The sequence below is a fragment of the Streptomyces sp. NBC_01474 genome, assembly GCF_035918215.1.
In the GTDB taxonomy this organism is placed as follows: Bacteria; Actinomycetota; Actinomycetes; order Streptomycetales; family Streptomycetaceae; genus Streptomyces; species Streptomyces aureus.
On record NZ_CP109449.1, the window covers coordinates 698492 to 712045 of the forward strand.

Below are 13554 nucleotides of genomic sequence, written 5' to 3' on the forward strand. Positions count from 1 at the left end.
AACTCCAACGATCTGCGGCAGGGGTATTGCCCTCACACCCTCGCCCCTCCTACAGTCACGCACGTCGCCAGTCGAATCGATTCGACGAATCGATTCGACAACCAGGACCAGACCGCGAAGGAGCGGGAATGGCCACGATCAAAGACGTCGCCGAACGGGCGGGCGTCGCGCCCAGCACCGTCAGCTACGTCCTCAGCGGCTCCCGCAAGATCTCCGAGGACACCCGGCGCGCGGTGCAGGCCGCCATCGCCGAGCTCGGCTACCACCCGCGCGCCAGCGCCCGCACGCTGCGCAGCGCCCGGAGCGACGTCCTGGCCCTGGCCGTCCCCCGTGTGCCCGGCGAATACCGGGCGGTGGACGGCCGGTTCGCCATCGACATCAGCGACGCCGCCCGCGACCACGGCTACGACCTGCTGCTGATGACCGACCTGGACGGGGTCGGCGGGCTGCGCCGGGTGGCCGGCAGCGGACTGGCGGACGCGGCGGTCCTCATGGCCGTCGAGGAGCAGGACCCCCGCATCGGCGCCATGCGCGAACTGGGATTCCCCACGGTGCTGCTCGGCCGCGGCGACGACGACTCGGCGCTGCCCTGGGTCGACCTCGACTGGGAGGCCGCCGTCGCCCTCGCCTTGCGCGAGACCGTCGCGGCCGGCCACCGGCACATCGCCTTCCTCGCCTCGGCCGACCACGAGATCGCGGCCCGACGCGGCTACGCCGTGCACGGCCTCGACGGCGCCCGAAGGGCCGCGAAGGAGACCGGCGCGGACATCGGGGTGGACCCCTCCAGCAGCGACCCGGACGTGCTGCGGCGCCGAGTACGCGAGCTGCTGGGCTCGCGGCCTGTTCCGACCGCACTGGTCGTCCAGCACCTGCACCGGCTCCCCCACCTGCTGGCCGAAGTGGCCGCCGCAGGGCTACGGGTCCCCGAAGACCTTGCCGTCGTGCCGGTCGGCGCCCTCCCCGACGACCTCGGCGGACGGCCCCTGCCGCGTATCGACCTGCCCGTCGCCGAGATGTCCTCGGCAGTCGTGGAACTCGCCGTGAAGGCGATTGCCGCCGCGCCCCCCGGCCGTGGCACCCAGGACGATCCGGCCCCCGGCCTCCCCCCTCACCGCCTGATCGAGCCGCAGATGGCGCCCGGGCCCACCATCGCGCCGCCGAAAATGCCTACCTGAGCGTCCGCTCGGCGAAGCGGCGGCCCCGAGACGCGAACCCCGGCGAAGGGGGCGGTCGCGAGACGCCCCCTCTCCCCCAACGCACGGCCGCGCACGATTCCCGAGCCGTACGCACAAAGCCTCAACTCCCTGAGCCGCAGCCCCGATTGGAGATCCGCTCGTGCACTCCCGCGCAGAGCGCAGACTGCCACCCGTCACATCCGTGGGCCTGGCGTTGGCCACGGCCGCGTCGCTGGGCCTCAGCGGGTGCGCCGCCACACCGGCGGCCGACACCGTCACCGTACTCAACTCGGCGACCGACACCGCCGAACACAGCGCCAACCAGAAGTTCTTCGACCGCTGCGCGAGGCCCCTGGGGCTGAAGGTCGAGCAGATCAGTGTGCCCGCGGACCAGGTCGCGTCGAAGGCGCTCCGCATGGCCTCGTCCAAGTCGCTCACCGACATCCTGGAGCTCGACGGGTCCGAGCTGCCGCAGTTCGCCGGGACCGAAGGGTTGCGCCCGCTGAAGGACGTCGGCGTCGACACCTCCGGATTCTCCGGCAGCGCCACCTCCCTCGGCTCGTACGACGGCACCCAGTACGGCATCGCGCGCTCCGTCAACTCCCTGGCCCTGATCTACAACACCAGGCTCCTCAAGAAGGCCGGGGTCGAACCGCCCACCACCTGGGCCGAGCTGAAGACCGCCGCGAAGAAGATGACGCACGGCAGCACCTACGGGATGGCCTTCAGCGCCAGCCCCAACGCCGACGGGGTGTACCAGTTCCTCCCGTTCTTCTGGTCCGGCGGCGGTGACGAGGCGAAGCTCGACAACGGCAAGGGCGAGGCCGCACTCCAGCTGTGGAAGGACCTGGTCTCCGACGGGTCCGCCTCGAAGTCCGTCGTCAGCTGGAACCAGCAGGACGTCAACGACCAGTTCGTGGCCGGCCGCGCCGCCATGATGATCAACGGTCCGTGGCAGGTCCCGGTGCTCAGCGCCCAGAAGAAGGTGGACTGGGCGGTCGCCCGCATCCCGGTGCCCGAGGCGGGACAGGACGCGATTCCACCGATCGGCGGCACGGTGATGGCGGTGCCGAAGAACGAGGACCGTTCCCGCGAGAAGAACGCCGGGAAGATCCTCAACTGCCTCAACTCCCAGAAGAACCAGCTTCAGTGGGGCGAGTCGGTCAACAACGTACCCACCCGGGCCGCCGCCGCGCGGGCCTACGCCGAGCAGAACCCCAAGCTCGCCGCCTTCGCCGACCTCGTCACCACCGCCCGCTCCCGCACCGCCGAGGTCGGCACCCGCTGGCCGGTGGTCGGGGACGCGCTCGCGGGCGCCTTCCAGTCGGTGCTGACCGGCAGGACCAGTCCCGAACAGGCCCTGCACCGCGCACAACAACAGGCCTCCACGGGGAAGTGAGGAACCGGACATGAGCACCTTCGCCTCCACCGCCCCGGCCGCCAAGACCTCCGGCTCCTCGGCCGCCCCGGCGAGGGCCGACTCCGGCACCCGCCGCCGCGGGCTGCTCCGATGGCTCTTCGTCGCCCCCGCGCTCGCCTACATGGCCCTCTTCTTCGGCTACCCGCTCGTCCGCAACATCGTCATGAGCTTCCAGCACTACACGCCCAAGACGTACTTCACCGGCGAAGCCCCGTTCAACGGCCTGGACAACTGGCGGGCCGTCTTCTCCAACGAGCTGTTCGCCGGGTCCCTGTGGCACACCGCGATCTTCACGCTCGGCTCCCTGCTCGGCCAGTTCACCATCGGCCTGGCCCTCGCCGTCTTCTTCTCACGCCGCTTCCGGCTCTCCGGGGTCGTCCGCGCGATCCTGCTGCTGCCCTGGCTGGTGCCCATGGTCGTGTCCGCCGTCGTCTGGCGGCGCATCCTCGACCAGGACCACGGGATACTCAACAGCGCCCTACACGCCGTCGGCCTGACCGAGGGCGGCGTGCCGTGGCTGAACAGCCCCGGCGTGGCCCTGCTGTCGGCGATCCTGGTCAACATCTGGATCGGCATCCCGTTCAACATGGTGATCCTCTACGGCGGTCTCCAGGAGATCCCGCGCGAGCTCTACGAGGCGGCGTCACTGGACGGCGCGAGCCCCTGGCGAACCTTCCGCAGCGTCACCCTGCCGATGCTGCGCCCGGTCATCACCGTCGTCCTCGTCCTGGGCTTCATGTCCACGGTGAAGATCCTCGACCTGATCCTGGCACTGACCTCGGGCGGGCCCGCGGACTCCACCCAGACCCTGGGCACGGTCACGTACCAACTGTCCTTCCTCCAGCTCGACTTCGGCCAAGGAGCCGTCGTGGGCAACGTCCTCATCCTCATCAGCGCGGTCTTCGCCGTGCTGTACCTGCGGGCCAACCGCGCCGACTTCGGCAAGGGGAAGTGACCGACCGTGAACCCGAACTCGAACCGTCCCCGCCTGCGGGCCGCCTGGAACACCACCGCCGCGCTGCTCATCCTCGGCGTCCTGCTCTTCCCGGTCTACTGGATGCTCGACACCGCGCTCCAGCCCGGGTCGAGCGTCGCCGCGACCGAGTGGTTCCCGTCCTCGCCCAGCCTGGAGAACTTCGACACGGCGATCTCCAGCCAGGGCGGCTCGCTGCTGACCAGCTTCGCCGTCGCCCTCGGTGCCGTCGCCGTGTGCCTCGCGCTCGCAGCGCCCGCCGCGTACGGGCTCGCCCAGTTCGGGCTGCGCGGCGGCCAGGGCATCGTCTTCACCACGCTGATCACTCAGATGGTGCCGGGCATCGTCATCGCCAACGCCCTCTACAGCGCGTACGCGGAACTGGGCCTGGTCAACTCCTACCTGGGGCTGATCCTCGCGGACGCCTCGCTCGGGCTGCCGTTCGCGATCGTGCTGCTGCGCGCCTTCATGGTGTCCATACCGAGTGAGGTCGTCGAGGCGGCGATGGTCGACGGCGCCAACCGCTTCACCGCGTTCGTCCGCATCGTGCTGCCGATGAGCCGCAACGCCCTCATCACGGCGGGCCTCTTCACCTTCCTGTTCGCCTGGTCGGACTTCATGTTCGCGCTGACCCTCAACACCACTGACGACGTCAAGCCGATCACGCTGGGCATCTACCAGTTCGTCGGCGCGCATGTCAGCGACTGGGGCGCGGTCATGGCCACGGCGGTCCTGTCCGCGGTACCCGCCGCGATCCTGCTGGTCGTGGCCCAGAAGTACATCTCCGCCGGGATCACCGGCGGATCCATCAAGTAATGCCATCACGTAGCGATAAGGGCTTCAGCCGCATGAGCACCCCCGAATTCCCGGAATTCCCCGACGGCTTCTTCTTCGGCGCCGCCACGGCGAGCTACCAGATCGAGGGGGCGTACGACGAGGGCGGCAGAGGGCCGTCCATCTGGGACACCTACTGCCGCGAGCCCGGACGGGTGGCGGGCGGCGCCACAGGCGACATCGCATGCGACCACTACCACCGCTACCGCGAGGACGTGGCCCTGCTGCACGGCCTCGGTGTGGACAGCTACCGCTTCTCCGTCGCCTGGCCGCGGATCCAGCCCGACGGCACAGGACCGGCCAACGCCGCCGGTCTGGACTTCTACGACCGGCTGGTCGACGAACTGCTGGCCTGCGGGATCTCCCCCGCCGCCACCCTCTACCACTGGGACCTCCCCCAGGCACTGGAAGACCGGGGCGGCTGGCGGGTGCGCGAGACGGCGGAGCACTTCGCGGACTACGCCGGACTTGTCGCGGAACGTCTCGGCGACCGGGTGAGCCGCTGGATCACCCTCAACGAGCCGTACTGCAGCGCCTTCGTCGGCTACGCCGCGGGCGCCCACGCTCCCGGCGCGCAGGAGGGCCGGGGCGCCCTGGCCGCCGCTCATCACCTCCTCGTCGCCCACGGCCTCGCCGTCAGCGCCTTGCGCGAGGCCGGCGCCCAGGAGGTCGGCATCACGCTCAACCCGGACCGGCTGCTCCCCGCCACCCCCGGCTCGCCGGCCGACCTCGCCGCCGTTCGCCGGGCCGAGACCCTGCACAACGAGGTGTGGCTGGACCCGCTGTTCGCCGGGCGCTATCCGCAGCACGAGGCGGAGACCTGGGGCGATCCGGCCGACGGCTCGCACCGGCTCGACCGTTCGTACCGGCTCGACACTTCGTACCGGCTCGACGGCGACCTCGAACTCATCGCCGCCCCGCTGGACTTCGTCGGTATCAACTACTACCGGCCGATCACCATCGCCGACGCCCCGCACCGCGACCCCGACCCGGCGACGCGTACGGCGGTCGACATCCGGGCCACCGAGACCTGGCGCGACGACGTGCGGCACACGACCATGGGCTGGCCGGTCGTCCCGCACACCTTCACGGATCTGCTGATCGACCTGACGAAGCGCTACCCCGAGCTGCCCCCGCTGGTCATCACCGAGAACGGCTCGGCCGAGGCCGACACCGTCACGGACGACGGCCGGGTTCACGACACCGAGCGCATCGACTACCTCCGCAGCCACCTGGAAGCCCTCTCCGCCGCCATCCGCGCGGGCGTCGACGTGCGCGGCTACTACGTGTGGTCGCTCCTCGACAACTTCGAGTGGGCCCGCGGCTACGGCCAGCGCTTCGGCATCGTCCGGGTCGACTACGACACCCAGGAGCGCATTCCCAAGGACAGCTACCGCTGGTTCCGGGACCTGATCGCCACCCACCGCACGCGTAGCGACACCGCTGACAAGGACCACCGTTGAAGTTCACCGACGGCTACTGGCTGATGCGCGAGGGTGTCCGGGCGTCGTACGCGACCGAGATCGCCGAGGCGCGCATCGACGACGGCCGGCTCACCCTGTACGCGCCGGTGCGGCGGGTGGAGGAGCGGGGACACACCCTCAACAGCCCCCTCCTGACCGTTGAGTGCTGGTCGCCCGCCGAGGGAGTGATCGGCATTCGCTCCACCCACCACGCGGGCGCCGCCGCGCACGGCCCCGACTTCGCCCTGCGCACCGACCCCGACCACACCTCGAAGATCACCCGGGACGGGTCCCTGCTGGAGCTGACCAGCGGGGAGCTGTCCCTACGGGTGGACACCGCGGCTCCCTGGCGCCTGGACTTCACCGCCGACGGCCGCGTCCTGACATCCGCCGGGTCCCGCGGCACCGGCTTCGCCCTCACCGGCGACGGCGGCCACCACTCAATGGCCCAACTGTCCCTGGGTGTGGGCGAACTGGTCTACGGGCTCGGCGAGCGCTTCACCCCGTTCACCAGGAACGGCCAGAGTGTGGACATCTGGCAGGCCGACGGCGGCACCGCCAGCGAGCAGGCGTACAAGAACATTCCCTTCCATCTCACCAACCGGGGCTACGGCGTCTTCGTCAACCACCCCGGCCACGTCTCGTACGAGATCGGGTCCGAGGCCGTGGGGCAGGTGCAGTTCAGCGTCGAGGACCAGTCGCTGGAGTACTACGTCATCCACGGCCCGACGCCCAAGGACATCCTGGACCGCTACACCGCCCTGACCGGTCGCCCGGCGCTACCGCCCGCCTGGTCGTTCGGGCTGTGGCTGTCCACGTCCTTCACCACCTCGTACGACGAGGAGACCGTCAACCGGTTCGTACGTGGCATGTCGGAGCGCGGGATCCCGCTCGGTGTCTTCCACTTCGACTGCTTCTGGATGCGTGAGTACCAGTGGTGCGACTTCACCTGGGACCCTGACGTCTTCCCGGACCCGGAAGGCATGCTGCGCCGCCTCAAGGACGAGCAGGGGCTGCGCGTCTCGGTGTGGATCAACCCGTACATCGGCCAGAAGTCCCCGCTCTTCGCGGAGGCCATGCGCCACGGCTACCTGGTCCGCAAGGCCAACGGCGACGTGTGGCAGTGGGACCTGTGGCAGGCGGGCATGGCGCTGGTCGACTTCACCGACCCCGAGGCGCGGGAGTGGTACGCGGGCAAGTTGCGCGGGCTTGTCGCGCAGGGCGTGGACTGCTTCAAGACCGATTTCGGTGAGCGCATTCCGACGGACGTGGTGTGGCACGACGGTTCCGACCCGGAGCGCATGCACAACTACTACACGCAGCTCTACAACGAAACCGTCTTCGAGGTGCTGAGCGAGGCGCGGGGCGCCGGCGAGGCCGTGCTCTTCGCGCGGTCGGCGACCGCGGGCGGGCAGCAGTTCCCGGTGCACTGGGGCGGCGACTGCGAGTCCCACTTCGGAGCGATGGCGGAGTCGCTGCGCGGCGGCCTCTCGCTCGGCCTGTCCGGTTTCGGCTTCTGGAGCCATGACATCGGCGGCTTCGAGGGCACGCCGACGCCCGAAGTCTTCAAGCGGTGGGTGCAGTTCGGCCTGCTCTCCTCGCACAGCAGGCTGCACGGCAGCAGGTCGTACCGTGTGCCCTGGGACTTCGACGAAGAGGCCGTGGCGGTCACCCGCGACTTCACCAGGCTCAAGCACCGCCTCATGCCGTATCTCTTCCGCGCGGCCCAGCAGGCGCGGGAGCGGGGTACACCCGTGATGCGTGCCATGCTCCTGGAGTTCCCCGAGGACCCGGCGTGCCACACCCTCGACCGGCAGTACATGCTCGGCGACGACCTGCTCGTCGCGCCGGTCTTCTCGGCCGACGGAAGCGTCGAGTACTACGTACCCGAGGGGACCTGGACCCATCTGCTGTCGGGCGAGCGGGTCGAAGGGCCGGGCTGGCGACGCGAGCGGTACGGCTTCGACAGCCTGCCACTGCTGGCCCGCCCCGGCTCGGTGATCCCGTTCGGCGAGAGCGACGACAGCGCCGTCTACGACTGGGCGCACGGAGTGACGCTGCGCGTCCACACCCCGGCGGACGGCACGACGAGGGTGGCTCAGATCCCTGCCGTGGACGGTTTCGCGGGTGCCACGTTCCGCATGCGGCGGGACGGCGACGTCATCACGGTCGAGGCCGACGACACCCAAGTGCCGTGGCAGGTCCTGCTCGTCGGCACGGAAGCCACCGGCGAGAACGCGGAACGGACCACCCTCGGCACACTCCTCAAGGCCGCCCCCGGCGTCACAGCGGTCTCGGCGGTTCTGATGCAGGCGAGCTGGGCGTAGCGCCCTGAGGGGGAGTGACTGGAGGGCCGTCACTCCTCCTCGGGTCGCCAGTGGAGAAGTTTGACCTTGCCGACGCTGTCGACGTGGGCGTGCATGGCCAGGGCCGCGTCTTCGGGGGAACCGGCCCGCACGGCGTCGGCGACGAGTTGGTGCTGTTGCAGGGACTGGGCGGGGCGGTCGGGCTGGCGCAGTGACTCGTTGCGGCTCTCCGCGATCGGCTCGGCGATCTCCGCCATGAACTCGGCGAGAAGCGGGCTGTGTGCCGCTGCGGTGACGGCGGCGTGGAAGCGCTGGTCCTCGGCGACGCACAGCTCCCCGCGCCGGACGGCGCCGGCCATGGCCTCGAGTGCGGCGTCGATCTCGTTCAGGTCCTCGTCCGTGCGGCGTTCGGCTGCGAGGGCTGCGAGTTTGGTCTCCAGGGCGTCCCGGGCGTCCAGGACATCGGGGAGTCGACGGCGGCGTTCCACCATGGCCTGAAGCGGTTCGGCGTCGAGGCGGTCGCGGAGCAGGAAGGTTCCGCCACCGTGGCGTACTTCGACGAGGCCCTGTACTTCCAGGGCCACGATGGCCTGCCGCACCGAGGTCCGGCTCACCGCGAGGCGTTCGGCGAGGTCACGTTCAGGGGGCAGCCGGTCGCCCGCCTGGAGGCTTTCCGCCTGCACGTATTCACGGAGCCGCTCGACGACCTGCTCGTACAGGCGAGGCCGGGGAACCGGACGCAGTGATTCGGACAACGGACTACCCGTCCCTTCTCCCAACATTCTTGCTGTCGCCGGCCCTTGACAGCAGATCAGACCCTGCCGACACTCTAGCGCAGGCCTAGAGGCCCAGTGGTCCATCCAATTTTGACTTCGAGAGGCACGCCGCCGCACGGCCTCGATCAACACCCCCGTCCCCTCCGTCGGCATCTCCCCCATGTCGTCACCTCCTGAGCCGAATCGAGGTATCCGTGACGATCAACCAGCAGTCCACCGCAACCACCGGAACCCCCACCCCTACACGGCTGACCGGCCCCCAACGGCACGCCTTCTGGGGCTCGTTCGGCGGCTGGGCCATGGACGGCTTCAGCTGGACCATCCCCGGTCTCGTACTGGCCCCCGCCCTGACCGCACTGCTCCCAGCGAGCAACATTCCCGTCACGCCCGACAACATCGGCTGGCACGGACAGGTCAGCGCCGCCGTGTTCCTGCTCGGCTGGGGATGTGCCTTCATCTGGGGGCCCATAGCCGACCGCTTCGGCCGCAAGCCCGCGATGATGGCCTCCATCCTCATGTACGGGGTCTTCACCGCCCTGGCAGGCACCGCCACCCACCTGTGGGAATGGAATACGTTCCGCTTCCTGGCGGCCGTCGGTGTCGGCGGCGAATGGGCCATGGCAGGCACCCTCCTGTCCGAAGTGATCCCGGAGCGGGTACGGGCGCGATTCGGCGGCCTGATGCACTCCGCCGCCTACGTCGGCGTCCTCGCCATCTCCGTCATCTATCTGCTCGCCGGACCTGAACTCGGCTGGCGGGGCATGTTCTTCGTGGGCGGCCTCCCGGCACTGGCCGTCTTCCTCATCCGGCGCACCACCCCCGAGCCGGAGCGCTGGCAGGAGGAGACCTCCGGCCGACAGGAGCGGTCCTTCTGGCAGCCCGTCGTCGAGGTTCTCTCCCCGCCCTACCGCGCCCGCACCGTGGGCAATCTGCTGCTCCTGGTCGTCTGTGTCATCGGCCTGTGGGCGGGCTCGACCTACGTACCCACAGCCGTCACCGCCCTTTCGCAGGAGGCCGGTTACAGCCATGTCGCCACGGTGCGCCTGGCCAGCCTCTCGTCCATGACAGTGGCCGCCTTCACGATCCTGGGCTGCTTCGCGGTGCCCCGCCTCGCGGCGCGCATGGGGCGGCGCGGGGCGCTCGCCTCACTCTTCGCGTTGATGATCGTCGGAATCGTCGGTTCCTACGGCTGGGCCTACCCCCACCACTCGATCGCCCTGCTCTTCGCCTTCCTGCCGGTACTCGGCCTGGGCGGCGCGAGTTTCGCGGTCTTCACCATCTGGCTGCCGGAGCAGTACCCGACGCGCATGAGGGCGACCGCCTTCGCCTTCACCACGACCTTCTCCCGCTGGGTCGCAGCGGGCGGCACCTTCCTCATCGGCTACGGCATCCACGCCACCGGCTCCCTCACCCTCCCCCTCACTCTGACCGCGGCCGTCTTCGTCATCGGCATGCTGCTGGTACGCCTCGCCCCGGAGACCCGCGGCACGGCCCTTCCCAGCTGACCACCAACTCCCGGACGGCGATGGTCAGTTCGTTTGCCGGGAGCCCTTCTCGCGACCGTCGGCATCCGGCCGGGCACCCTGCTGCCCGCCGTCGCCGACGGTCTCGGGGCCGAGCGGCACGCCGTTCGTCCGCAGCATGTGCCGCACGTCCAGGATCAGCGGGAACACTTCGTGGTTCCGGTCCTCGCCCTGTTCGTTCCAGGCCCGCTGCTCGGCCTCGACCGCCATGCGGTCCTGGGCGAACACCCGTTCAGTGAAGCGGCGGATGAGTGGCCAGGCGAGCTGGAGCACCCCCGGGACCGGCGGCTTCGCGATCATCAGCAGGCCGTAGGCGTGGTTGACGCGCTGCGCGGCATCCTCCGGCACATAGGCCGCCCAGAGGGAGAAAGACGGGAGTTCGGCGCCGTCGGGGACGGCCTGGAGGGTCTGGTACGGGTACTGGGTGCGGATGGTGATCTCGTCGGGTGTCTGCTGTCCACCGAGCCCTTCGGCCGACAGCAGTCCGGCGCCGCGATCCTTCTTGCCCCCGGCGGGGACGAAGAGGTAGCGGGCCTCGACGAACTGCGGGCCGGTCTCGTACCCCAGCAGCTTGGGCTGAATTCTGCCCAGCACGCTGCGGTGCAGGAACTGGTGGTTCATGTCCAGCAGGTTCTCGTGCATGAACGAGTAGTGGCAGTTCACGGTGCGGGAGAAGGTCATGGTCCGGTGCGTGGCCGCGCCGAACTCCGGCAGCACCGGGAACGGCGCCGACTCGGCCTTCTCGGGGTCGCCGGGGAAGACGAACACCAGGCCGAACGCCTCGCGGACGGGATACGACCGCACGCCGCGAGGCGGCCGCTCGCATCCCTTGGGCAGGTACGGGATCTGCGAGATGCGGCCGTTTCCGCGGTAGGCCCAGGCGTGGTAGCAGCAGCGCAGGATGTCCCCCTCCACGACGCCGAGACTCAGCGGCACCTGTCGGTGCGCGCACCGGTCCTCCAGCGCGTGGACACTTCCGCTCCGCCCCCGGTAGAGCACGATCCGTTCGCCTGCGAAGACAGCGGCGAAGGTACGTTCCTTGCGCACAGCACGTGACACGGCCACGGGATACCAGTAATCCGGGTCGATCCCGATGCGCCGAAGGTCGGCGACGGCCTCGCCACGTTCGCCCACCGGACGTGGCGGGAAACCCGCCGGTCCGTCGGCGCTGTACCCGTCCGTCCTGGGAAGGGCCTCGGTCATGTACTGCTCCCTTGCGCTGGAGCCGGGAGGACACGGCAGGGGAGCACCGGGCTCCCGGAGGTGTACACACGTCGCGCGGCGGGCCTGTCCCGGGCCGTGCCTTTGGGTTCGGGCGGCTGCCGGTCAGCGGGCACGCCGCCGACGGCATCGGTCCGGTCCGACCCGATGGAGGCCGAGGGCGCTCCGCCTGCCGCGGCAGAACTCCACTTCCACGGTGGTCGCAGGCGGCGCAAACGGCAACTGCGGTGCCGTGCGACCGCACGAATCGCCGGTCCATTCAGCGCGACCGGCGGGCCCGGACGCGCTGGGGTGCGACCACCGGCGTGGCGGTCGCACCCATGAACCCGCAGACGGCTTCCGCGTTACTCCATTTGCCTGCCCGGCGCTCCCCTGGGCGCGGTACCGAGCACCGGCATTCCCCGTCAGCGCGTTGACATCGTGCGATCGTGCAGCGTCAGAGCGACGCGATCAAAAGGGACGTATGAACGAGACAGTTTCCATTCCCACCAGAACGCCCGAGGCCGGGGATCACGCCTTCACCCGGGCCACCACAACGGCGACCGACCGGGCAGAGCTGCACTCGCTCCTCCGAACGGCCCTCGCCCTCGAACACGCCACCATTCCCCCCTATCTCACGGCGATGTACTCCCTCAAGGACGGAAAGAACCGAGAGGTCGGAGACATCATCCGCAGCGTCGTCATGCAGGAGATGCTGCACCTGGCGCTCATCGGAAACATCATGAACGCGGTCGGTGTCACCCCCAGGTTCGACGACCCGGACTTGGTTCCCGCCTACCCGGGACGGCTGCCCGGCGGGGTGATGCCCGACCTGGAGGTCTCGCTCGGCGCCTGCTCGATCGAACGGGTACGCCAGGTCTTCATGGGCATCGAGCTGCCCGAGGCCCCCCTCGCCCCGGCCGGCCAGAGAGAACTCCATTCCATTTCTGGCTACGACCCTCAGCTGGACGCGGACGGGAACATCCAGAACCTCACCGAAGAGGCCCTCGACGCCCCTAGAAGGTTCTTTGCCCTGGCCGACTACGACGACAGCACCATCGGCGGGTTCTACCAGTACATCGCACAGGTACTGACCGACCTCGACGAGCATGAGAAGAATCTGTTCAGCGGCGATCCACGCAGGCAGGTCAGCTGGCCGCACGCTCCCGGACGGCTGTACCGGGTGACCAATCTGCAGACAGCGCTCTGGGCCATCCTGGAGATCATCGACCAGGGCGAGGGCCACGCCCAGGACCCGACCGTGGGCCCACTACCGGGAAGGGCGTCATGACCAGCACCGAAGAGAGCGGGGCCGTCGGCGGGCCCGACCGACGTACCGCTCTGCAACTGGCGGCCACTGTCGCCGTGTCGGGGGTGCTCGCGACCGGCGCAGGGGTGCCGTCCTCCGCGTCGGCCGTTGCCGAACCATCGGCGGCCGAGGGGCCAACGCCGGCCGTCCAGGCCGGGGCAGGAACGGATGAGCTGGCGCACTACTACCGGTTCTGGGAGATCGTGCAAGGGCGCCGGCTGGTCAAGACGCACGGCTACTGGTCGTTCGACGGGCCGGAAATCCCGTTCGATCCGCGCGAGGTGTACCGCCTGATCGAGAATCCCGACACCCGACAGCTGGCGAAGGGCTCGGCAGCGCGCGAAGCGTCCGAACAGTGCGACCGCGCGTACACCGAGATGCTCAGGACGCTCAACCGCGTGTTCGACGGCCACCCCCAAGAACTCCTCCAGGCCCAGCAGCAGATGGAAGTCCTCGGCCAGCAGGCACGTGCGCTGATGCGGATTCCGAGCGCCCCCGGCGCCAAGACGGTCCTGGCCCCCGCCTTCCAACTGGCCAAGGACGCCTGAGCAGGATGTGTCCGGGGTGACGACGCC

11 protein-coding genes are annotated in these 13554 nt (G+C 69.7%); 9 read left to right on the forward strand and 2 right to left on the reverse strand.

Features of this window, described 5'->3' with window-relative positions:
• Positions 1-128: 128 nt before the first annotated feature.
• From OG758_RS03420 to yicI, 6 genes are all read left to right on the forward strand, one after another.
• Positions 129-1175, forward strand: coding sequence for a LacI family DNA-binding transcriptional regulator (locus tag OG758_RS03420; protein ID WP_326708540.1), 1047 nt, complete (start codon positions 129-131; stop codon positions 1173-1175).
• Positions 1176-1335: 160 nt separating this feature from the next.
• Positions 1336-2574, forward strand: coding sequence for an ABC transporter substrate-binding protein (locus OG758_RS03425; protein ID WP_326708541.1), 1239 nt, complete (start codon positions 1336-1338; stop codon positions 2572-2574).
• A 10-nt stretch (positions 2575-2584) separates the two neighbouring features.
• Positions 2585-3550 carry a carbohydrate ABC transporter permease gene (locus tag OG758_RS03430; RefSeq protein WP_326708542.1) on the forward strand — a complete coding sequence of 322 codons (966 nt, stop codon included), beginning with the start codon at positions 2585-2587 and terminating at the stop codon, positions 3548-3550.
• A 6-nt stretch (positions 3551-3556) separates the two neighbouring features.
• On the forward strand, positions 3557-4384 hold the full coding sequence (locus tag OG758_RS03435) for a carbohydrate ABC transporter permease (protein WP_372565776.1): 828 nt from the start codon (positions 3557-3559) through the stop codon (positions 4382-4384).
• A gap of 32 nt (positions 4385-4416) precedes the next feature.
• The gene (locus OG758_RS03440; RefSeq protein ID WP_326708543.1) at positions 4417-5865 is read left to right on the forward strand and encodes a GH1 family beta-glucosidase; all 1449 of its coding nucleotides are present in this window, start codon (positions 4417-4419) and stop codon (positions 5863-5865) included.
• Positions 5862-8192, forward strand: coding sequence for an alpha-xylosidase (gene yicI, locus OG758_RS03445; RefSeq protein WP_326708544.1), 2331 nt, complete (start codon positions 5862-5864; stop codon positions 8190-8192). Before OG758_RS03440 ends, yicI begins: the two co-directional genes overlap by 4 nt.
• Before the next feature lie 29 nt (positions 8193-8221).
• Here the strand turns inward: yicI and OG758_RS03450 are convergent, their stop codons facing one another.
• Positions 8222-8926 carry a FadR/GntR family transcriptional regulator gene (locus OG758_RS03450; protein ID WP_326708545.1) on the reverse strand — a complete coding sequence of 235 codons (705 nt, stop codon included), beginning with the start codon at positions 8924-8926 and terminating at the stop codon, positions 8222-8224.
• Between the two features lie 215 nt (positions 8927-9141).
• Between OG758_RS03450 and OG758_RS03455 the strand changes: the two genes are divergently transcribed.
• Positions 9142-10452: an MFS transporter gene (locus OG758_RS03455; RefSeq protein ID WP_326708546.1), complete on the forward strand. Its 1311-nt coding sequence runs from the start codon at positions 9142-9144 to the stop codon at positions 10450-10452.
• Positions 10453-10476: 24 nt separating this feature from the next.
• Here the strand turns inward: OG758_RS03455 and OG758_RS03460 are convergent, their stop codons facing one another.
• Positions 10477-11673 (reverse strand): aromatic ring-hydroxylating dioxygenase subunit alpha, encoded by a 1197-nt coding sequence (locus tag OG758_RS03460; RefSeq protein WP_326708547.1) that lies wholly within the window; start codon positions 11671-11673, stop codon positions 10477-10479.
• Positions 11674-12154: 481 nt separating this feature from the next.
• Between OG758_RS03460 and OG758_RS03465 the strand changes: the two genes are divergently transcribed.
• A complete protein-coding gene (locus OG758_RS03465; protein WP_326708548.1) occupies positions 12155-12961 on the forward strand; it encodes a ferritin-like domain-containing protein in 807 nt (268 codons plus the stop codon).
• Positions 12958-13527 (forward strand): hypothetical protein, encoded by a 570-nt coding sequence (locus OG758_RS03470; protein WP_326708549.1) that lies wholly within the window; start codon positions 12958-12960, stop codon positions 13525-13527. The genes OG758_RS03465 and OG758_RS03470 overlap by 4 nt, the downstream gene beginning before the upstream one ends.
• Positions 13528-13554 lie beyond the last annotated feature (27 nt).